Consider the following 20,019-nt stretch of genomic DNA (forward strand, 5'->3'; position numbering starts at 1 on the left):
GTGCAAGCCGCGAGGTGGGATGAGATCGGACATGAAAGGGTCCCTGCGGACCCTTTCATGCCGATCGAATCGGAGCGCCTTGCAAGGCGCGAGGTGGGGAGATCCGTTGTCATTAAACTGTCACTTCAACCCTCTACCATGTCGTCCTGACGGTCCAGTGAATTCTTCCGGGCCGCCGAATAGTGCAAACCACAAAGGGTTTACGACATGCTCAAACGGATTCTGACGCAATGCGCCGCCGGTCTGGCGATGATGGCCGCCGCGGGCGTCGCGGCGCACGCCGCCGACCTGACGGGGGCGGGCGCCTCCTTCCCCTATCCGATCTACGCCAAGTGGGCGGCCAAGTACCAGGAAGTCACCGGCAACCGCGTCAACTACCAGTCCATCGGCTCGGGCGGCGGCCAGCAGCAGATCATCGCCAGGACGGTCGATTTCGGCGCCTCGGACGACCCGATGAAGCCGGAGGACCTGGCCAAGCACGGCCTGGTCCAGTTTCCCGCCGTCATCGGCGGCACCGTGCCGGTCGTCAACGTCGAAGGCATCAAGGAAGGCCAGCTCAAGCTCACCGGTCCGGTGCTGGCGGACATCTTCCTCGGCAAGATCAAGAAGTGGAACGACCCGGCGATCGCCGACCTGAACAAGGACCTGAAGCTGCCCGCCAAGGGCATCGTGGTGGTGCACCGTTCGGACGGCTCGGGCACGACCTTCGGCTGGACCAACTACCTGTCCCAGGTATCGCCCGCCTGGAAGGAGCAGGTCGGCCAGGGCAAGGCGGTCAAGTGGCCCACCGGGCAGGGCGGCAAGGGCAACGAAGGCGTGGCCGCCTACGTGCGCCAGCTGGCCAATTCCATCGGCTACGTGGAATACGCCTACGCGCACCAGAACGGCCTGGCCTGGGCGCAGCTGCAGAACCGCGAGGGCCGGTTCGTGCAGCCCTCGCAGCAGGCGTTCGCCGCGGCGGCTTCGCACGCCGACTGGAACTCGGCGCCGGGCATGGGCCTGGTCCTGAACAACGAGCCGGGCGCGGATTCGTGGCCGGTCACGGCGGCGACCTTCATCCTGGTGCACGGCAAGCAGGCCGACCCCAAGCGCGCCCGCGAAGTCCTGGCCTTCTTCGACTGGGCCTGGCGCGAAGGCGGCGCCATGGCCAGCGAACTGGACTACGTGCCGCTGCCCGACGACGTGACCGCCCGGATCCGCGGCGTCTGGGCCGAGCAGGTGCGCGGCGAGGACGGCTCGGCGGTCTGGAAGTAAGCCCGGCCGCCGCTTCCCCGGCAGGGCGGCGCCGCCGCGCGCCGCCTGTGGGAAAATGGCGGTTTCCGAATCCCACATTCCGATGCGGATCCCCGGCGCGGCCGGGGGTCCCGTCGCCACGGACGAGTCCCTCATGGCCCCTACGCAGCGCAGCCTCCTGGCGGATGCCGGCTTCCGGTATCTGACCCGTCTGTTTGCGTTCTTCGTCTTCATCCTGCTGGCCGCGATCATGGTCTCCCTGATCTACGGCAGCCGGGAATCCCTGGCCCGGTACGGCCTGCCGTTCCTCTGGACCAACGACTGGGATCCCGTGCGCCACAGCTACGGCGCGCTGGTGCCGATGCTGGGCACGGTGATCAGCGCCTTTCTCGCGCTGCTGATCGCGGTGCCGGTGTCCTTCGGCATCGCCATGTTCCTGACCGAACTCGCGCCCGTCTGGCTGCGCCGCCCGCTGGGCGTGGCGATCGAGATGCTGGCCGCGATCCCGTCCATCATCTACGGCATGTGGGGCCTGTTCGTGTTCGTGCCGCTGTTCCAGGAGTACGTCCAGCCGTACGTGGTCGACTTCTTCGAGGGCGTGCCGGTGCTGGAGCACCTGTTCGGCGGGCCGCCCATGGGCATCGGCCTGTTCACGGCGGGCCTGATCCTGTCCATCATGATCATCCCCTTCATCGCGGCGGTGATGCGCGACGTGTTCGAGCAGGTGCCGCCCATGCTGAAGGAATCCGCCTACGGCCTGGGCAGCACCACCTGGGAAGTCGTCTGGAAGATCATGCTGCCCTACACCAAGCACGGCGTCATCGGCGGCATCATGCTGGGCCTGGGCCGGGCGCTGGGCGAGACCATGGCGGTCACCTTCGTGATCGGCAACGCCTTCAACCTGCCTTCCTCGATCTTCTCGCCGTCCAATTCCATCGCCTCCGCCCTGGCCAATGAATTCAACGAGGCCGGCGGCCTGCAGAAATCGGCCCTGCTGGAGCTGGGCCTGATCCTGTTCCTGATCACCACCGTGGTGCTGGCCCTGTCGAAGTTCATGCTGCTGCAACTGTCGCGCAAGGAAGGCGCCAAACACTGATGTCCGCCCCCGACTCCCCCATCGCCCTCGACAATCCGGTCTACCGGCGCCGGCGCCTGTTCAACCGCCTGATGCTGGGGCTCTCGGGCCTGACGCTGGGCTCGGGCCTGTTCTGGCTCGCCTGGATCATCCTCACGCTGCTGCTCAAGGGCGGCTCCGCCCTGTCGCCGGCGCTGCTGTGGGAAAGCACCCCGCCGCCCGGGGCCGACGGCGGCCTGCTGAACGCCATCGTCGGCAGCGTGCTGATGTCGGCCGTGGGCACGCTGATCGGCACGCCCATCGGCGTGCTGGCGGGCACCTACCTGGCCGAGTACGGCCGCCGCGGCTGGCTGGCCCCGGCCACGCGCTTCCTGAACGACGTGCTGCTGTCGGCGCCGTCCATCATCATCGGGCTGTTCATCTACGCCGTCTACGTGGCCCAGGTCGGCCATTATTCCGGCTGGGCGGGCGCCTTCGCCCTGGCGATCCTGGTCATCCCGGTGGTGGTCCGGTCCACGGACAACATGCTCGGCCTGGTGCCCAACAGCCTGCGCGAGGCCGCCGCCGCCCTGGGCTGCCCGCAGTGGCGCGTCGTCGTCTTCATCTGCTACCGGGCGGCGCGCTCGGGCATCGTCACCGGCATCCTGCTGGCCGTGGCCCGCATCGCCGGGGAAACCGCGCCGCTGCTCTTCACCGCCCTGAACAACCAGTTCATGTCGCTGAACATGAACGCCCCCATCGCCAACCTGCCGGTGGTGATCTTCCAGTACGCCGCCAGTCCCTTCGAGGACTGGAACCGGCTCGCCTGGGCGGGCGCCGCGCTGATCACCCTGCTGGTGCTGGGGATCAACATCGCCGCGCGCAGCCTGTTCCGCAAATAAACGATTTCGACCATGATCCTGAATCCGTCTTCGTCCGCCGCCCGGGAGCGCACCAAGCTGGCCGTGCGCAACCTGAACTTCTACTACGGCGGCTTCCACGCCCTGCGCGACATCAACATGGACATCGCGGAAAACAAGGTCACGGCCTTCATCGGCCCGTCGGGCTGCGGGAAGTCCACGCTGCTGCGCACCTTCAACCGCATGTTCGAGCTCTACCCCGGCCAGCGCGCCGAAGGCGCCATCGAGCTGGATGGCGAGGACCTGCTCCATTCCCGGCTGGACATCTCCCTGATCCGCGCCAAGGTCGGCATGGTGTTCCAGAAGCCCACGCCGTTTCCCATGAGCATCTACGACAACATCGCCTTCGGCGTGCGGCTGTTCGAGCGCCTGAGCAAGGGCGAGATGGACGAGCGCGTGGAATGGGCCCTGACCAAGGCGGCCCTGTGGAACGAGGTCAAGGACAAGCTCGGGCAGAGCGGCAACAGCCTGTCCGGCGGCCAGCAGCAGCGCCTGTGCATCGCGCGCGGCGTGGCGATCAAGCCCGAGGTCCTGCTGCTGGACGAGCCGTGCTCCGCCCTGGACCCGATCTCCACGGCCAAGATCGAGGAACTGATCGCGGAACTGAAGTCCGACTACACCGTGGTCATCGTCACCCACAACATGCAGCAGGCGGCGCGCTGCTCGGACTACACCGCCTACATGTACCTGGGCGAGCTGATGGAATTCGGCCCCACCGACCAGGTCTTCATCAAGCCCGCCCGCAAGGAAACCGAGGACTACATCACAGGACGGTTTGGATGAGATCGGACTCAGGATGGTCCCTGCGGACCATCCTGAGCCGATCGAATCCGAGCGGCTTGCAAGCCGCGAGGTGGACAGTCCGAGTCGCTGCAAGCGACGAGGGGGCTGCTACGGCCTGAGAGGTCCCTGCGGACCATCCTGAGCCGATCGAATCCGAGCGGCTTGCAAGCCGCGAGGTGGACAGTCCGAGTCGCTGCAAGCGACGAGGGGGCTGCTACGGCTTGAAATCATCATGCTGCGCCCGCAATACCCCGCGCTGCACCTTGCCCGTGGTCGTCATGGGCAGGCTGTCCATGAACTCGATCAGCCGCGGGTATTCGTGCGCGGCGACCTTGCGGCGCACGTAGTCCTGGATCTCCGCGACCAGCGCGGCGTCGCCCGTGTAGCCTTCGTTCAGCACGATGCAGGCCTTGACGATTTCCGTGCGCTGCGGATCGGGCACGCCGATCACCGCCGCCAGGCGCACGGCCGGGTGGCCCAGCAGGCAGTCCTCGATCGGCCCCGGGCCGATGCGGTAGCCGGCGCTGGTGATCACGTCGTCGCCCCGGCCCTTGAACCAGAGATAGCCGTCCTCGTCGCACAGGCCGCGGTCGCCCGTCACCAGCCAGTCGCCGATGAAGGCGCCGGCGGTGGCCTCGGGGTTCTGCCAGTATTGCAGGAACATCACCGGATCGGGCCGGCGCACGGCGATGTGGCCTTCGGTCCCGGGCGGCTGGACCCGGCCGGCCTCGTCGATGATGCGCACTTCGTGGCCCGGCACTGGCCGGCCCATGGCGCCGATGCGCGGCTCGAACAGGGCGGCGCAGGACGAGACGATCATGTTGCATTCGGTCTGGCCGTAGAACTCGTTGATGGTCACGCCCAGCGCCCGGCGGCCCCATTCGATCAGCTGCGGCCCCAGGGATTCGCCGCCGCTGGCCACCGAGGCCAGGCCCAGGCGGCCAGGGCGTTCGGGATCCTGCAGCGTGCGCAGCATCTTCAGCGCCGTGGGCGGCAGGAAGGTGTGGCTGACCTTGTGCCTGGACATCAGCTGCCAGGCGACGGCGGGATCGAACTTCGTGAAGCGGCAGGCCAGCACGGGCACGCCGTGGTGCCAGGATGGCATCAGGACGTCCAGCAGCCCGCCGATCCAGGCCCAGTCGGCCGGGGTCCACATCAGGGTGGCCCGCTCGGGAAAGAAATTGTGCGACATCTCCACCCCCGGCAGGTGGCCGAGCAGCACGCGGTGGGCGTGCAGCGCGCCCTTGGGCTTGCCGGTGGTGCCCGAAGTGTAGATGATGATCGCCGGATCGTCGGCGGCGGTGTCCACGGGCGTGAAGCCCAGGCCGTCCTGCGATTCGATCGCCGCCCAGAACGAGGCCTCGCCCGCGTCCGCGTCCACGTCCAGCACGCAGCCGAGCTGGGGCAGATCCTGGCGGATCGCGGCGATCTTGCCCAGGCCCTCGGTGTGGGTGACGAGCGCGCGGGCGCCCGAATTCCCCAGGCGGTACTGCAGGGCGTCGGTGCCGAACAGCGTGAACAGGGGCACGGCGATGGCGCCGAGCTTGTACGCGGCGAGATGCGCCAGCGCCGTTTCCAGCGACTGCGGCAGCAGGATGCCCACCCGGTCGCCCCGCGACACGCCCCGGGCGCGCAGGGCCCGCGCCAGCCGGTCGGACCAGTGCTTGAGCTGGTCGAAGGTGTAGTGCCGCGCCGGAGCGTCGCCGCGGTCCACGATCAGGGCCAGGCGGCCGCTGCCGTCGGCCCAGCGGTCGCAGACGTCCACCCCGATGTTGTAGCGCTCCGGCACGGCCCAGGTGAATGCGTCCCGGGTCTGCCGATAGTCGCCTTGCGCGTGCAGCATGATGTCTCCTCGTCTTCCGTCTTTTCGTTGCGCGCCCCGCGCCGCCGGCGGGGGCCTGGGAATCCATGGTACAGCGGCGCCCTCCCGCGTGCCATTCATTCACGGTTCATGCGCTTCCTGATATCGTAGGCCCGTGGATCGAACGAGGAGTCTGCCGATATGCAGTCTGCCGATACGCGCCGCCGCTGGGTGCTGGCGGGCGCGCTGGCCCTGGGGCTCTGGACCGCGGGCGCCGGGGCGCACAATCACGACCGGGACATGGCCGAGCGGCTGCAGGCCCTGGGCGAAGTGCTGCCGCTGCAGGACGTCCTGCAGCGGGCGGCGCGCGACTATCCCGGCCAGGTCCTGAAGGTCGAGTTCGAGCAGGAGGACGAGCGCTGCGAATGCGATGGCGGCGCCCCCGGCCGCGGCAAAACCGAAAGCGGCAAGTCCGAAAAGGGCGGGTCCGAGGGCCGCTGGATCTACGAACTCAAGATCCTGCAGGACCAGGGCCGGCTGACCAAGCTGAAGATCGACGCCCGCACGGGCGAAACGCTGTGGGTGGGCACGCGCCCGCTGCACCGCGACGGGAGACACCCATGAGGCTGCTGGTGGCCGAGGACGAGCCGGTGCTGGCCGCGCAGCTGAAGGCGGCGCTGGAAAAATCCGGCTACGTGATCGACGTGGCGGCCGATGGCCTGGACGCCGAGCACCAGGGCCTGAGCGAGCCCTACGATCTGGCCGTGCTGGACCTGGGCCTGCCGGGGCGCGACGGCCTGTCGGTGCTGCGGGCCTGGCGCGAGGCGGGGCGGAGGATGCCCGTGCTGATCCTGACGGCGCGCGACAACTGGCACGACAAGGTGGCCGGCATCGACGCCGGCGCCGACGACTACCTGACCAAGCCCTTCCACCAGGAAGAACTCGAGGCCCGCGTGCGCGCGCTGCTGCGCCGCGCCGGCGGACACGCCACGGCCGACATCCGCTGCGGGCCGCTGCTGCTGGACACGCGCCAGTCCCGCGTGCTGCTGGACGACGCGCCGCTGGACCTGACCAGCCACGAATACCGGGTGCTGGCCTACCTGCTGATGCACCAGGACGAAGTCGTGTCCCGCAGCCAGCTGGTGGAGCACATCTACGCGCAGGATTTCGACCGCGACTCGAACACCATCGAGGTCTTCGTCGCCCGCCTGCGGCGCAAGATCCCCCCGGGCCTGATCCAGACGGTGCGCGGCCTGGGCTACCGCCTGTCCGCCGACGCCCGATGACGGCGCCGCATCCGTCGCTGCGCCTGCGCCTGCTGGCCGTCACCCTGGTCTGGACGCTGCTGAGCGTGGCGCTGGCCGGCTGGGGCATCCAGCGCCTGTTCCGCCAGCACATCCAGGCGCAGCTGCAGTCCGAGCTGAACATCCACCTGAACCACCTGACCGCCTCGCTGCAGGTCGACGAGCAGGGCCAGGTGTCGCTGTCCGCCCTGCCGACCGACCCGCGCTTCGGCCATCCCTTCTCCGGCCTGTACTGGCAGATTTCCGTGCCTTCGGACGGCACGCGGTTCGCCCAGCTGCTGCGTTCGCGTTCGCTGTGGGACGCCCACCTGCCGGCCGCGGCCGGCGACGTGGAACCGGGGCAGGACGCGGTGGCGCAGGTGTCCGGCCCGGGCGGCAAGCCGCTGCAGATGCGGCTGCGCGAGGTCCATCCCGCCGAAGGCCCGATCGACACGCTGATCCTTTCGGTGGGGGCCGACGAGGCCCTGTGGGCCGAGCCGGTCAGCCGTTTCGACCGCATGCTGGCCGTGGCGCTGGGCATCCTGGCGCTGGGCATGGTGGCGGCCGCCTGGATGCAGGTGGGCTTCGGCCTGCGGCCCCTGGGGCGGCTGCGCGAGCGCCTGGCGGCCCTGCGCGAGGGCCGGGCAGACCGCATCGAGGGCGAGTTCCCGATGGAAGTCCAGCCGCTGGTCGAGGATTTCAACCTGGTGCTGAGCCGCAACGCGCAAGGCCTGGAGCGGGCGCGCATGCAGGCCGGCAACCTGGCGCACGCCCTGAAGACGCCGCTGGCGGTCATGGCCAACGCCGCCCAGGCGGGCGATCCGGCGCTGCCGCGCCTGGTCGCCGAGCAGGTCGAGGCCGCCCGGCGCCAGGTGGACTATCACCTGGCCCGCGCCCGGGCCGCGGCGGCGGTGCGCGTGACCGGCCTGCGCAGTCCGATCCTGCCCCTGCTGCAGGGCCTGGTGCGGGTGATGGACCGCGTGCACGCCGAGCGCGGGCTGGCCTACGACCTGAGCGGCGTGCCCGCCGAGCTGGCGTTTCGCGGCGAGGCGCAGGATTTCCAGGAAATGCTGGGCAACGTGCTGGACAATGCCGGGAAATGGGCGCGCCGGCGGGTGCGCGTCACGGCCCGACGCACGGACGGGGAATTGTCGATCCGGGTGGAGGACGACGGCCCGGGCCTGAGCCCCGAGCGCGCCGAGATGGTCTTCGAGCGCGGCCGGCGGGCGGACGAGCGCACGCCCGGTTCGGGCCTGGGGCTGGGGATCGTGCGCGACCTGGCCGACCTGTACGGCGGCTGGGCGCGGATCGAGGCCGGCGACCTGGGCGGCGCGAGGGTGGTGATCACCCTGCCGGCCGCCTGAGGCGGGGATGGGAGGTTGGTTGCAGTGATCCGGGGGCCGGCGGGCCGCCCGGGCGCCGGCGGGAATCAGTTCCAGCGGCCGTTGCGTCCGCCCAGGCTGTAGGCGCCCGCGCCGAACAGGGCGATGGCGATGGCGGCAACCATGAACATGCCCTGCAGTTCCAGTGCCCAGCCGCCGCTCTTGCCCAGCTCGAAGAGCTGGTGCATGTGGACCAGGCCGAAGACGAACAGCATGTTGATCACGACGATCAGGCCGCCGAGGCGGGTGAACACGCCCAGGATGATCAGGACCGGGGCGAGGACTTCGCCGATGTAGACGCCATAGGCCACGAAACCGGGCAGGCCGCGCTGGCCCAGCATGTCCACGAGCCAGCCCACGCCGCCGTCCAGCTTGGACAGACCGTGCAGCAACAGCAGGATGCCCAGGCCCAGGCGCAGGATCAGTTTGCCCAGGTCGTCGTACGTGGAAGAAGACATGGCGGTTTCCTTGATCGTGGTTGGTCGGGGCGACATGATTTGAACATGCGACCCTCTGCTCCCAAAGCAGATGCGCTACCAGGCTGCGCTACGCCCCGACTGGACCGCAAATTCTACCATGGGGCCTAGGGGCAAATCCCTAGCCGGGCAGCCGCAGTTCCGGCAGCGTGTGGGCGCGGTGGCGGTAGGCCCAGGTGGGCCAGAGCGCATGGGCCAGGGCGATGCGGCCGAGTTCCGCGTCCGGATCCAGCGGCGTGTAGGTGTCCGGCGCGGCATAGCGGTAGAAGTGCGCGGACTGGTGCGGCTCCAGCACCGCCAGGGTGTCGCCGCGCAGGTAGCCGTAGTGTTCCTCGTACTGCATCATGGCGCGTCCGCCCGCGTCCGCGCGCGTCAGGTCGTGGCCGATCATGGGATGGGCGTCGTCGATGCCGATCAGCGACAGCAGGGTCGTCGGCAGGTCGATCTGGCTGACGATGCGCTCGTCGCGGCGCGCCTGGACGCCCGCGCCCAGGATCAGGGCCGGGATGTGGAAATGGCGCAGCGGGATGCGCTGGGCGCCGCCGACGCGCGCGTCGTGGTCGGCGACGATCAGGAAGACCGTGTCGTCCCAGTAGGCGCTGGCGCGCGCCTGCTCGAAGAAGCGGCCGATGGCCCAGTCCGCGTAGCGCACGGTGTTCTGCACCGTGGCGGGGTCGCCGTCCACCGGGATGCGGCCGGCCGGATATTCCCAGGGCGTGTGGTTGCTGACGGAGAAGGCCAGGTGCAGGGTGGGCTGCCCGCCGCCCTGCGACAGCAGCGCGTGCAGCTTGTCGAACATGTCCTCGTCGCTGGCGCCCCAGGTGCCGACGAAGGCCGGCGACTCGAAGGTCGGCAGGTCGTGCAGTTCGTCGAAGCCGTTGCCCAGGAAGAAGCTCTTCATGTTGTCGAAGTGGGCCTCGCCGCCGTAGATGAAGCGCGAGCGGTAGCCGTGCCGCTTCAGCAGCTGGGCCAGGGTGAAGAACCGGCTCTGGGCGTCGCCCAGGCGCAGGGCGGCGTCCGACAGGGTGGGGGGAAAGCCCGCCGTGACGGCCTCCAGGCCGCGCACCGAGCGGGTGCCGGTGGCATAGGCGCGGGCGAAGTTCCAGCCCTCGGCGGCCAGGGCGTCCAGGCAGGGCGTCAGGCCCGCGCCGCCCAGGTTGCCGACGTACTGGGCGCCCAGGCTTTCCTCGACGATCAGCACCAGGTTGCGCGGCCGCGCGGGCCGCTGGCTGGCGGGCTGGCGGTGCAGCGTGGGGATCTCGGGCGGGCCGGGCGGGATGCCGGCCTGCTCGCGGATGATCGCGTGCAGCTCCGGATCGGGCAGGTCGCCGTAGACGTCGGCCGCCGAGCGCTCGTTCTTGATGGCGTACAGGGCGAACAGCACGCTGTACAGGGACGTCAGGGGCAGGGTGTTGAGCAGGCTGTCGCCGCACCAGGCCACCGAGGCCGGGTTGATCGGGCGATGGCCCAGCGTGCCGCGGATGGCCAGCGCGATGGCGGCGGCGAAGACCAGCGTGGCCAGGACGCGCCAGGGCCAGGCGGGCAGGGCGTCGGGCTGCGCCCGGGCGAACAGCGCATGGCCGAGCCAGGCGGCCAGGCCCAGGCCCAGGGCGGCGCCCAGCAGCACGGGCTTGTAGCCCTTCCACAGCATGCCGAAGACTTCCTTGGGATATTTCAGGTATTCGATGTAGAGGCGGTTGGGGCGGCTGTCGTATTCCGCGATGAACTGGGGCGTGGACACCTCCAGCAGCACGAACAGCAGCCAGACGGCCTGCAGCCACAGCCCCGTCAGGAAGATGGCGGCGGGGCGGTCGCCCAGCCAGGGCGCCAGCAGCAGCGGGATGCCGGCCCACATGGCGATCTGGTTGAGGTCGATGCGCAGGCCCCAGCGCAGGATCGGCCAGGGCCCGCCGGCCGCCCGCACCCGCGGCCACAGCCAGGCGGTCAGCAGCAGGCGGCTGAGCGTCAGCAGCGCCAGGGACGCGAGGACGAAAACCCCGATCTGGGTGAGCATGCAATGGATTCCTCAGGGCACGAACGCGATGCCGATGCGCAGTTGCGGGTCGGCTTTCTTGTTGTAGTCCAGCAGCGTTTCGCCGTAGCCCCGGAAATACTGCACGTACAGATGGCCGTTCATGTGCAGGAAGGTGCGCTTGAGCGGCCAGGCGGCTTCGAGCTGGGTGGAGTGGCGCCCGGCCGTGCCCTGGCGGTATTGGCCCGACAGGATCAGGCCGTCGTCCTGCGCCCAGCGCAGTTTCCAGTCGACGTAGCCCAGGGAATCCGGATAGCCCATGTCGTGGTCGGTCCAGACGTAATACTTGAAGCGCGGCCGGAAGCTGAGCGTGCTGCCGCCGTCGAAGCGGTAGTTGACTTCCGGCTGCACGTAGAGGTCGTTCAGCGAGCGCGACGCCTCGTCCTCCTTGCCGTTGGATTGATGGTCGAAGCCCGTGTTCAGCCCCAGGGACCAGCGCTTGTCGCCGGTGGCCCAGATCGAGTCGCGCGCCCAGAACAGGCTGGGGTTGTAAGTGGTGTCCACGAAGGGAATGGAATCCGAATGCAGGTCCCACAGGGCGGTCTGGGTGTAACCGAAATACCAGTTGTCCATGAAGCCCGGCCGGGCCGGGTCGTCCGGGCTGAACAGGCGGTATTTGAAGCTCACCTGGAAGCGGGCGCTGGCGCCGTCGCGGTTGCCCACCGCGAAATAGATCGGCTCGTAGGACGAGATCGCGTTGCGGAAGGTGTCGAAGGGCGACAGGCCGGCGGGCGCCGCCGTCGCCGGCGCGGCCGCGGGTTCGGTCGCCGCCCCCGCCGTGGCCGCGCCCGCGGGTGCCGCGGACGCCATGGCGGGCAGGTCGGTCGCGCCCACCTGCAGCGCCAGCAGGGTATCGGCCGCCCCGTCCAGGCGCAGGGTCAGCAGGCCGTGCGCGCCGGCCGGCACCCGGCCGCTCCAGGCCATGCGGGTGAAGGTGTTGGCGGGCAGGTCGATGGCGTCGGGCGAGGTCCGCAGCTGGAAATGCGCAGGCGTGGCCCGCCCCCGCGCGTCCACCCACTGCCCGGTCAGCTCGCGGGCGACCGGGGTGGAGAGCGCCGTGCCGGTGTCGTTCGTCAGCAGGCCTTCCAGTTCGATCGTGGCGCCGGGATTGGCCTGCGGGCTGGTCAGGCGATAGGACAGGCCCGCCTGGGCGCCGCCGGCCGCCAGGCAGAGGCAGCCGATGGCGAGGGAAATGGCATGGCGCAAGCCCGTGTGTTGGAGACGAGGCATGATGTTGGAACCAAAAGCGAGTTCGTGCCCGGAACTTTAGCATCTGCGATCCGCGGACACGTTTCGCGGTGTATCCGCGCCGCCGGGGGATGCGGCGGCCCGGCGTGCCCGTCCCCGGCGTGTCCTCCGTTCCGCCCCCGGTCCGGCCGGACAGCGCGGCGGCCCGCCAGGCCGCGGGTCACGGGTGCGAATCCGGCAGGGCGGGCCAGTCCCGCCCGCCTTCCTCCTGGAATTTCCACAGCAGCTTGTCCAGCAGCAGGTCCAGCTGCGCGTGCTCTTCCGGCGTCAGCGCGGCCAGCAGCACGTTTTCCATCGCGTGGCCCAGGGTGTCGCTGGCCGCGCGGATCTTCCGGCCTTGGGCGGTGGCCTGCAGCCGGTACTGGCGCGCGTCTTCCGGGCTGATCGAGCGCCGCACCAGGCGCCGTTCGATCAAGGTCTTCAGGTCCTTCGACAGCAGGGTCTTTTCCACCAGCGTCAGTTCGTGCAGCCGCGTCGCGGTCACGCCGGGGATGTCGCAGATGGCCCGCAACAGCCGCAGGGCGCGCACGTCCAGCCCGAATTCCCGGCGGTAGGCCTCGTTGGCCGGCCGCAGCATGGCGGATTTCACCAGATCCAGCTTGAAGGTCAGGTAGTGGCTGAAGGGCGCCCGTGCCTGCGGGTCCGGGCCGGCCGGGGAGGCCGCCGGCCCGGGCGCCGGGGCTGGGGGGCTGCCGGCTGGCGGGCGGGGGGCGGGGCGTCGTCGGCTGCGGTCGTTCATGGCGGGATTTTAATCCGGGGCCGGCCGGCGCGAAGCCGGACCCGGACTCAGGGTAATCCTTAGGCGAATTTAATTGAAAATTTCAACTATTGAATTTATCTTTTTATTTGTCCGGGAAGCCCGCCCGTCAGCGGCCAGGTGCGGCGCCGCCGCCGGCCCGGAGCGAGAAACGATTCGAGGAGCACGATGTGTCGACGATGGAAATGTCCGCCCTGGCGGAGGAGATGACCGCCTGGCGGCGGGACATCCACCAGCATCCGGAACTGGGTTTCGAGGAGCACCGCACGGCGGACAAGGTCGCCGGGCTGCTGCGGTCCTGGGGCATCGAGGTGCACGCCGGCTTCGGCGGCACGACGGCGGTGATCGGCGTGCTGCGGGGCGCGCGCGGTCCCGGCCGCGTCCTGGGGCTGCGGGCGGACATGGATGCCCTGCCCATGGACGAGCAGGCCGATGTCGCCCACCGCTCGGTCAACGAGCACGTGTTCCATGGCTGCGGGCACGACGGCCACACGGCCATCCTGCTGGGCGTGGCCAGGCACCTGTCCGCGCAGCGCGACTTCGCCGGGACCGTGCATTTCATCTTCCAGCCGGCGGAGGAAACGCTGCGCGGGGGCTCGACCCTGATCGGGGCGGGGCTGTTCGACCGGTTTCCCTGCGACGAGATCTACGCCCTGCACAACCACAACGGCGTGCCGCCGGGCAAGGTCGGGGTGCGCGCGGGTGCCATCCTGTCGGCCTGCGACTGGTTCCGCATCCGGATCGCCGGCACCGGCACGCACGCGGCCATGCCCCATCAGGGGGTGGATCCCATCGTGGCCGGCGCGGCGCTGGTGCAGGCGCTGCAGGGCGTGGTCAGCCGCGGCGTGGATCCGCTGGATGCGGCGGTGCTGAGCATCTGCCAGTTTCACGCCGGGACGACGATCAACGTCATTCCCGGCACGGCATGGCTGGAAGGCACGGTGCGCACGCTGTCCAGGGATGCGCAGAAGGTGGTGCTGGACGGCCTGCGCCGCATGTGCGACGGCATCGCCGCCAGCCATGGCTGCGAGATCCGTTTCGAGCACCTGCAGTCCTCGCCGCCGACCGTGAACGCGGCCGAACAGGCGCAGGCCGTGCGCCTGGCCGCCGCCGCGGTGCTGGGCGAGGACGGGGTGGTCGAGTGCCGGCCGCTCATGGCCTCGGAGGATTTCGCCTTCATGCTGGAACGACGCCCGGGGGCGTATTTTTTCCTCGGGCATGCGGGCCGGACCTGCCACCACCCCGAATTCGACTTCGACGATGGCACGCTGGCCACCGGGGCGGCGGTTTTCGTGGAAATCGTGCGTCGGCGCCTGAGCTGAACACCCAAGGAGGAAGTGATGGAGACAGACAAGAAAGTATCGCCCGCCATGCTGCGGCGCGTCGTGATCGCATCGGTGCTGGGCAATGCCCTGGAGTGGTTCGACTTCGCCATCTTCGGCCTGTTCGCCGTGATCATTGCACGGCTGTTTTTCCCCGCCGACAGTGAATTCGCGTCCATGCTGCTGACCCTGGCGACGTTCGGCGTGGGTTTCGCGGTGCGTCCGCTCGGCGGCGTGGTGCTGGGCCTCTACGGGGACAGGGTGGGCCGCAAGAAGGCCCTGTCCCTGACGATCCTGCTCATGGCGGTGGGCACGGGCCTCATGGGGGTGCTGCCGACGTACGCGGCCATCGGCATCGCGGCGCCGATCCTGATGGTGCTGGCGCGCCTGATCCAGGGCTTTTCCACGGGCGGGGAATTCAGCGGCGCGACCACCATGCTGATCGAGTTCGCGCCCCGGCGCCTGCGCGGCCTGTTCGGCAGCTTCCAGATGTGTTCCCAGGCCCTGGCCTTCTCGTGCGGCGCGCTGGCGGCCTACCTGCTCACGAGCCGCCTGACGCCGGAGTCCCTGGACGCCTGGGGCTGGCGCATTCCCTTCCTGTTCGGCATCGTCATCGGCCCGGTCGGCTGGGTCATCCGTACCCACCTGGACGAATCGCCCGAGTTCCAGGCCTATGCGCGCAACCGGCCCCGGGGCGCGCGGCCGGGCATCCGGTCCTCGCTCGCGGACCTGTTCGGCAATCACCCGCGCGAGATCCTGTCCTCGATGGGGGTGTGCATCGTCGGCACGGTGTCGGCCTACGTCTTCGTGTTTTTCATGCCGATCTTCGCCAAGAAGCAGATGGGCCTGCCGATCGCGGACGTCAACTTGGCCACGTTCTTCGCCACGGCGGTGCTGCTGGTGTGCTGCCCGCTCAGCGGCTACCTGTCGGACCGCTATGGCCGCCGGGCCGTGCTCCTGTCGGGCATCGTCGCCTACGGCATCGCCGCCTATGTGCTGTTCGCCCATTTCGTCCAGGCGCCTTCGTACGAGTCCTTCCTGCTGGCCCAGGTCGTGATCGCCTTGTGCATGAGCTTTTTCTGGGGCCCCACGCCGATCATCATGACGGAGGTCTTCCCGGTCGGCCTGCGCTCGACCGGGGCCTCGATCACCTACAACGTCGCCGTGCTGCTGTTCGGCGGGCTCGCGCCGCTGTACAACACCTGGCTGGTGGAGGCCACCGGCAGCGACATGGCGCCGATCTACTACGTGATGGTGTCGGTGGCCTTCGGCCTGGCCGGCGCCCTGGCCCTGCCGGCCGCCTGCGTCCGGCCCGCGGGCCGCATCGCGGCCGCATGACGAGGCCGCATGACGAGGCCGCATGACGAGGCCGCGCCGGCGGCACGCCGCCGGCGCGGCGGATCTGGTCCGGTCCCGGTGGTGTGGTTCACACCATTGAAGCGGGCATTTCTACTTTGCGCAGACCGGACATTCTCACGTTGCGCCAACCCTGGATAGGGCGTTGGATATACAAATGATAATTATTATCAATATAATCCAGTGTTTGGACTCGACCGCCGCCGCCCTCCCATGTCCCGCCATCCCGCCGCCGACAAAGGCTGGCTCGCCTACTACCGCGAGCTGGCCGGCGCCTGGGTGCGGCGCAACAGCCATCCCGACGACGCGGCCGACGCCATGCAGGATACGGCCTTGCGCCTGCTGGAGAACGGCGTGGGCATGGTGGACGATCCCCGCGCGTATTTCGCGCGCAGCACCCGCAATGGCGTGGTGGACCGCCTGCGGCACCGGGCGGTGCTGGGGGCGCTGCCGCTGCACGACCTCGGAGAGGACGAGCATCCGGCGGTCGAAGGGCCCGAGGCCGAAGTCTATTCGGGCCAGCTGCTGCGGGAACTGAAGGCGGCGCTCGGGGAATTGCCGCCGGCCTGCCGCCAGGTCTATGTCCACCGCCGCCTGGAAGGCTGGACCCATGCGGAGATCGCGCGTGCGCTGGGGATTTCCCGCGCGATGGTCGAAAAGCACATGACGCGGGCCTTGCGGCATCTGAGCGAACGGCTGCAGCATCATGAATAGGGAACTCTCGCACCGCGATGCGCGCGACCAGGCGGCCTTCTGGTTCGCCAGGCTGAATTCCGGGCATGCGACGCGGGCGGATCGCCTGGCTTGCGACCGGTGGCGGGCCGCCAGCCCCGAGCACGAGCGGCAATACCGCCAGGTGGAACGGGCCTGGCGCGCCTCGGCGCGGATTCCGCAGCAGGAATTGCGCGCCCTGCTGGCCCGGCCGTCCGCCGGGGACCGGCCGATGCGGCCGGATCGGCGCCGGTTCGGACTCGGGCTGGCCGGGGCCTGCGGGATTGCACTGACGGCGGGGGTGGCGGGGTGGCATGCGCTCGATGCGCCGCGGCAGGTCGTCGAGCTCGCGTCGGCGCGCGGCGAGCGCCGCCGGGTGGCTTTGCCCGATGGGTCCGTGCTGGACCTGAATACCGGGACACGGGCGCGGGCGCGATTCCAGGAGGGCCGGCGCGTGGTCGAACTGCGGGAAGGCGAAATCTTCTTCGCCGTCCGGCCGGATGCCGGACGGCCGTTCGTCGTGGAGGCGGGTCCTGCGCGGGTGGAGGTCACGGGCACGCGCTTCGACGTCCGCCACGATGCCGACTGGACCCGGGTCAGCGTGGAATCGGGCTCGGTGGAGGTGTCGAGCGGACCCTGGTGGCGGCGCCGCCGGCAGGCCCTGGCGCAGGGCCAGGAAGTCCTCCGGGCGTCCGGCGACGAGACGTTCGACGCCGTCCGCGCGGCCGATCTGGAGACCGTGCTGGCCTGGCAGCAGGGCCGGATCGTGTTCGAAAACACGCCGCTGGCACAGGCCATCGCCGAAATCAACCGCTACCTGGATACGCCGGTCCGGCTGGATGCGCCGGCCTTGCGCGACTTCCGGGTGGCGGCCGTGCTGAGCGTGGACGAACCCGAAGCCCTGATCGACATGCTGCCCGCGATCGCCCCGGTCCGTGTCTACCGCCTGCCGGACGGGCCCCTGCGGATCGTGCCGCGTTAGGCCGGAGCGGACTCGCATGCGGCCGATCCCACGCGCCAGGGTCGATGATACATCCGGTATCATAATAATTCTCATTTCCATTCTGATCATGGAGGCTCTCATCCGTCTTCTTCTTGAGAGGGGCGGTGCGCCCGGCGGGGCTGCGCCCCGGTGTGGCCGCGCACCGCGATCGGATCACAAGATGCCCGTGCGCCCCGCCGGGCCGCCATCCATAGGAAGAAGCAGGACCGTGAATACGACGAAATCAAGGACCGCGCCGCGTGGGCGCAACCGGGCCGCGCGCCTGGGCGCCGTGGCGCTGCTTTTGGCGGCCCTGGCCGCGACGCAGGCGCTGACCGCGCCCGCGTTCGCCCAGGAAGCGCCTGTCGCCATCGACATTCCCGCCCAGCCGCTGAGCAAGGCCCTGCTGCAGCTGGGCGGGCAGACCGGGCTGCAGATCTTCTTTTCGCAGGCGATCGTCGAGGGCCATCGGGCACCCGCCTTGAACGGCACCCTGGCGCCCGACGAGGCCCTGCGCCGGCTGCTGGCGGGCACGGGGATCGAATTCCGCCGGACCGGCAGGAACGTGTCCCTGTCGCGTCCCGGAGCGGACGGCGCGGCGCAGCTCGCCCCCATCACGGTCGCGGGGACGCGCGCGGGCGATCCGCCGCCGGCCTACGGCGGCGGGCAGGTGGCCGCCGGCGGCCGCCTGGGCCTGCTGGGCGACCGGGATTTCATGGAAACCCCGTTCAGCACGATCAGCTACACGAGCGAGTACATCCAGGACCGCCAGGCCCAGGAACTGTCGCGGGTGATCGCGGTCACGGATCCGGCGGTCTTCAATCATGGCGCCACCGGGATGATTCAGGACCACTTCGCCTTGCGCGGCTTCGGCGTCGAGAACAGCGACGTGGCCTTGAACGGACTGTACGGCATGGTGCCGTACTGGCGGATCACGCCGGAATTCATCGAGCGCATCGAGGTCCTGAAAGGCCCGGCCGCCATGCTGAACGGCATGCCGCCCGGCGGCTCGGTGGGCGGCAGCATCAACCTGGTCACCAAGCGGGCCGGCGAGACGCCGCTGGCGCGGGTCACGGGCACCTATGCCTCGGATGCCCAGTACGGCACCCACGTGGACCTGGGCCGCCGCTTCGGCGACGACCAGCAGTTCGGCATCCGCTTCAACGGCGTGTACCGGGACGGCGACGCGGCGGTGGATCATCAATCCAGGCGAGCCAGGCTGGCGGCGCTGGCCCTGGACTGGCGTTCGGACCGGATCCGGCTGTCGGCGGACCTGTATACCAACGAAGACCACGTCGGCGGCCTGAATCGCGGGGTTTCCCTGGTCAACGGCCTGGACGTCCCGTCGCCGCCGGATCCCCGGACCCTGCTGGCGCCGGACTGGACGTTTTCCACCACCCAGGCCGACGCCGCCATCCTGCGCGGCGAGGTGGACATCACGAAGGCCGTGACCGCGTATGCGAGCTATGGCCACAGCAAGACGGACTTCGATGCGCTGGCGAGTTCGACCTACCAGGTCTTCAACGCCCGGGGCGATTTCCGGAACGACTTCTCGCATCAGCGCACCCAGTACGACAAGGACACGGCCGAGGCCGGCGTCCGGATGCGGTTCAGGACGGCGGGGATCGGCCACGAACTGGCGCTGGCGGCCAGCTACTACCACCATGACTACCGCTTCGGCTTCCTGCGCAACATGCTGGGCGCGGGCAGGGAGTGGGTCACCAACATCTACGATCCTTCGTGGGGACCGTCGGTGAGCAAGCGCTTCAGCGACGAGACCCTGCCCAAGACGGGCGAGGTCCGCACGGTCGGCTTCGGCGTGGCCGATACGCTGTCATTCGCCGGCGACCGCGTCCTGCTGACGCTGGGCGCCCGGCGCCAGAACGTGGTCAGCGACACCTTCGACGCGACCACCGGCGCGCTCACGGCGCGCTACGACGCCGGGGCCACGACGCCCATGGCGGCCCTGCTGTGGAAAGTGACCGATACCGTGTCCGTGTACGGCAACTACATCGAGGGCCTCAGCCAGGGCGCCACGGCGCCGGCGACCGCCGTCAATGCGGGCGAGGTGTTTCCGCCCTACAAGACCAAGCAGCGCGAGGCCGGGCTGAAGATGGACTGGGGGGGCTTCGCCACGACCCTGAGCGCGTTCCAGATCGAGCGGCCCAGCAGCTACACCGATCCGGTGACCCGGGTGTTTTCCTTCGGCGGTGAGCAGCGCAACCGGGGGCTGGAACTGGGCTTCTTCGGCGAGCCGGTGCAGGGGCTGCGCCTGATGGGCGGCATCTCCTACACGCAGGCCAAGCTGACCAGGACCGCCGGGGGCGTCAACGAGGGCCGCTACGCCACCGCCGTGCCGCAGTGGCAGGGCAAGCTGGGCGTCGAGTGGGACGTGCCGGGCGTGCCCGGCCTGGCGCTGAACGGCAACATGGTGTCGGTGTCCGAACAGTACGTCAATGCGGACAACTCGCTCTCGGTGCCGGGCCGCACGGTGTTCGACGTGGGCGCGCGCTATGCCACGTCCATCGCCGGCCGCCCCCTGACCCTGCGGGCCATGGTGCTCAACGTGACCGACAAGGCGTACTGGGCCGGCTCGCTGAGCTCGGGCCTGGGCGCGCCGCGGACGTACATGCTGTCGGCCTCGATGGACTTCTGATGGGACTTCTGATGCGGACCGGC

Annotated in this window: 17 protein-coding genes and 1 tRNA gene; 12 read left to right on the forward strand and 6 right to left on the reverse strand. The window is 69.6% G+C overall.

The window, feature by feature from the left end; translation table 11 throughout:
• Positions 1-207 precede the first annotated feature (207 nt).
• The 4 genes from pstS (at position 208) to pstB (ending at position 3,990) form a co-directional block, all read left to right on the forward strand.
• A complete protein-coding gene (pstS, locus tag BN940_RS04315) occupies positions 208-1,254 on the forward strand; it encodes a phosphate ABC transporter substrate-binding protein PstS (protein ID WP_043680544.1) in 1,047 nt (348 codons plus the stop codon).
• A gap of 133 nt (positions 1,255-1,387) precedes the next feature.
• Positions 1,388-2,329: a phosphate ABC transporter permease subunit PstC gene (pstC, locus tag BN940_RS04320; RefSeq protein WP_043685828.1), complete on the forward strand. Its 942-nt coding sequence runs from the start codon at positions 1,388-1,390 to the stop codon at positions 2,327-2,329.
• A complete protein-coding gene (pstA, locus tag BN940_RS04325; protein WP_052355598.1) occupies positions 2,329-3,189 on the forward strand; it encodes a phosphate ABC transporter permease PstA in 861 nt (286 codons plus the stop codon). Before pstC ends, pstA begins: the two co-directional genes overlap by 1 nt.
• Positions 3,190-3,201: 12 nt before the next feature.
• Positions 3,202-3,990: a phosphate ABC transporter ATP-binding protein PstB gene (gene pstB, locus BN940_RS04330; RefSeq protein ID WP_043680546.1), complete on the forward strand. Its 789-nt coding sequence runs from the start codon at positions 3,202-3,204 to the stop codon at positions 3,988-3,990.
• A 214-nt stretch (positions 3,991-4,204) separates the two neighbouring features.
• Here the strand turns inward: pstB and BN940_RS04335 are convergent, their stop codons facing one another.
• A complete protein-coding gene (locus BN940_RS04335; RefSeq protein WP_043680548.1) occupies positions 4,205-5,833 on the reverse strand; it encodes an acyl-CoA synthetase in 1,629 nt (542 codons plus the stop codon).
• 159 nt (positions 5,834-5,992) lie between these two features.
• Between BN940_RS04335 and BN940_RS04340 the strand changes: the two genes are divergently transcribed.
• The 3 genes from BN940_RS04340 to BN940_RS04350 are packed head-to-tail and all read left to right on the forward strand — an operon-like array spanning position 5,993 to position 8,438.
• Positions 5,993-6,415 carry a PepSY domain-containing protein gene (locus BN940_RS04340; RefSeq protein ID WP_052355599.1) on the forward strand — a complete coding sequence of 141 codons (423 nt, stop codon included), beginning with the start codon at positions 5,993-5,995 and terminating at the stop codon, positions 6,413-6,415.
• Entirely contained in the window at positions 6,412-7,077 is a 666-nt protein-coding gene (locus BN940_RS04345) for a response regulator transcription factor (protein ID WP_043680550.1), read from the forward strand. Before BN940_RS04340 ends, BN940_RS04345 begins: the two co-directional genes overlap by 4 nt.
• Positions 7,074-8,438 (forward strand): ATP-binding protein, encoded by a 1,365-nt coding sequence (locus BN940_RS04350; RefSeq protein WP_043680552.1) that lies wholly within the window; start codon positions 7,074-7,076, stop codon positions 8,436-8,438. Before BN940_RS04345 ends, BN940_RS04350 begins: the two co-directional genes overlap by 4 nt.
• Before the next feature lie 65 nt (positions 8,439-8,503).
• On the opposite strand, the gene BN940_RS04355 is transcribed toward BN940_RS04350, so the two are convergent.
• The 5 genes from BN940_RS04355 to BN940_RS04375 form a co-directional block, all read right to left on the reverse strand.
• Positions 8,504-8,914, reverse strand: coding sequence for a DoxX family protein (locus tag BN940_RS04355; protein WP_043680554.1), 411 nt, complete (start codon positions 8,912-8,914; stop codon positions 8,504-8,506).
• 21 nt (positions 8,915-8,935) lie between these two features.
• Positions 8,936-9,012, reverse strand: a tRNA-Pro gene (locus BN940_RS04360).
• 41 nt (positions 9,013-9,053) lie between these two features.
• A complete protein-coding gene (locus BN940_RS04365; RefSeq protein WP_043680556.1) occupies positions 9,054-10,946 on the reverse strand; it encodes an LTA synthase family protein in 1,893 nt (630 codons plus the stop codon).
• 12 nt (positions 10,947-10,958) lie between these two features.
• Positions 10,959-12,194 carry a phospholipase A gene (locus BN940_RS04370; protein ID WP_043680559.1) on the reverse strand — a complete coding sequence of 412 codons (1,236 nt, stop codon included), beginning with the start codon at positions 12,192-12,194 and terminating at the stop codon, positions 10,959-10,961.
• 178 nt (positions 12,195-12,372) lie between these two features.
• Positions 12,373-12,951 (reverse strand): MarR family winged helix-turn-helix transcriptional regulator, encoded by a 579-nt coding sequence (locus tag BN940_RS04375; protein WP_084330512.1) that lies wholly within the window; start codon positions 12,949-12,951, stop codon positions 12,373-12,375.
• 197 nt (positions 12,952-13,148) lie between these two features.
• On the opposite strand from BN940_RS04375, the gene BN940_RS04380 reads away from it, so the two are divergent.
• The 5 genes from BN940_RS04380 (at position 13,149) to BN940_RS04400 (ending at position 19,996) form a co-directional block, all read left to right on the forward strand.
• A complete protein-coding gene (locus BN940_RS04380; RefSeq protein ID WP_242404268.1) occupies positions 13,149-14,291 on the forward strand; it encodes a M20 aminoacylase family protein in 1,143 nt (380 codons plus the stop codon).
• A gap of 18 nt (positions 14,292-14,309) precedes the next feature.
• Entirely contained in the window at positions 14,310-15,629 is a 1,320-nt protein-coding gene (locus BN940_RS04385) for an MFS transporter (protein WP_043680566.1), read from the forward strand.
• Between the two features lie 231 nt (positions 15,630-15,860).
• The gene (locus tag BN940_RS04390; RefSeq protein ID WP_043680568.1) at positions 15,861-16,361 is read left to right on the forward strand and encodes a sigma-70 family RNA polymerase sigma factor; all 501 of its coding nucleotides are present in this window, start codon (positions 15,861-15,863) and stop codon (positions 16,359-16,361) included.
• Positions 16,354-17,340 (forward strand): FecR family protein, encoded by a 987-nt coding sequence (locus BN940_RS04395; protein WP_043680572.1) that lies wholly within the window; start codon positions 16,354-16,356, stop codon positions 17,338-17,340. The genes BN940_RS04390 and BN940_RS04395 overlap by 8 nt, the downstream gene beginning before the upstream one ends.
• Before the next feature lie 229 nt (positions 17,341-17,569).
• Positions 17,570-19,996 carry a TonB-dependent receptor gene (locus tag BN940_RS04400; RefSeq protein WP_242404269.1) on the forward strand — a complete coding sequence of 809 codons (2,427 nt, stop codon included), beginning with the start codon at positions 17,570-17,572 and terminating at the stop codon, positions 19,994-19,996.
• Positions 19,997-20,019 lie beyond the last annotated feature (23 nt).

Origin of the sequence: Castellaniella defragrans 65Phen (assembly GCF_000612685.1) — a bacterium.
GTDB lineage: Bacteria > Pseudomonadota > Gammaproteobacteria > Burkholderiales > Burkholderiaceae_B > Castellaniella > Castellaniella defragrans.

What these genes read in the sequence shown, in the direction of transcription:
- pstC (WP_043685828.1), top strand. Translation starts at nt 1,388, where the DNA reads ATGGCCCCTACGCAGCGCAGCCTCCTGGCGGATGCCGGCTTCCGGTAT.
- BN940_RS04345 (WP_043680550.1), top strand. Translation starts at nt 6,412, where the DNA reads ATGAGGCTGCTGGTGGCCGAGGACGAGCCGGTGCTGGCCGCGCAGCTG.
- BN940_RS04385 (WP_043680566.1), top strand. Translation starts at nt 14,310, where the DNA reads ATGGAGACAGACAAGAAAGTATCGCCCGCCATGCTGCGGCGCGTCGTG.
- pstA (WP_052355598.1), top strand. Translation starts at nt 2,329, where the DNA reads ATGTCCGCCCCCGACTCCCCCATCGCCCTCGACAATCCGGTCTACCGG.
- BN940_RS04370 (WP_043680559.1), bottom strand. Translation starts at nt 12,194, where the DNA reads ATGCCTCGTCTCCAACACACGGGCTTGCGCCATGCCATTTCCCTCGCC.
- pstS (WP_043680544.1), top strand. Translation starts at nt 208, where the DNA reads ATGCTCAAACGGATTCTGACGCAATGCGCCGCCGGTCTGGCGATGATG.
- BN940_RS04335 (WP_043680548.1), bottom strand. Translation starts at nt 5,833, where the DNA reads ATGCTGCACGCGCAAGGCGACTATCGGCAGACCCGGGACGCATTCACC.
- pstB (WP_043680546.1), top strand. Translation starts at nt 3,202, where the DNA reads ATGATCCTGAATCCGTCTTCGTCCGCCGCCCGGGAGCGCACCAAGCTG.
- BN940_RS04355 (WP_043680554.1), bottom strand. Translation starts at nt 8,914, where the DNA reads ATGTCTTCTTCCACGTACGACGACCTGGGCAAACTGATCCTGCGCCTG.
- BN940_RS04340 (WP_052355599.1), top strand. Translation starts at nt 5,993, where the DNA reads ATGCAGTCTGCCGATACGCGCCGCCGCTGGGTGCTGGCGGGCGCGCTG.
- BN940_RS04380 (WP_242404268.1), top strand. Translation starts at nt 13,149, where the DNA reads ATGGAAATGTCCGCCCTGGCGGAGGAGATGACCGCCTGGCGGCGGGAC.
- BN940_RS04375 (WP_084330512.1), bottom strand. Translation starts at nt 12,951, where the DNA reads ATGAACGACCGCAGCCGACGACGCCCCGCCCCCCGCCCGCCAGCCGGC.
- BN940_RS04395 (WP_043680572.1), top strand. Translation starts at nt 16,354, where the DNA reads ATGAATAGGGAACTCTCGCACCGCGATGCGCGCGACCAGGCGGCCTTC.
- BN940_RS04390 (WP_043680568.1), top strand. Translation starts at nt 15,861, where the DNA reads ATGTCCCGCCATCCCGCCGCCGACAAAGGCTGGCTCGCCTACTACCGC.
- BN940_RS04350 (WP_043680552.1), top strand. Translation starts at nt 7,074, where the DNA reads ATGACGGCGCCGCATCCGTCGCTGCGCCTGCGCCTGCTGGCCGTCACC.
- BN940_RS04365 (WP_043680556.1), bottom strand. Translation starts at nt 10,946, where the DNA reads ATGCTCACCCAGATCGGGGTTTTCGTCCTCGCGTCCCTGGCGCTGCTG.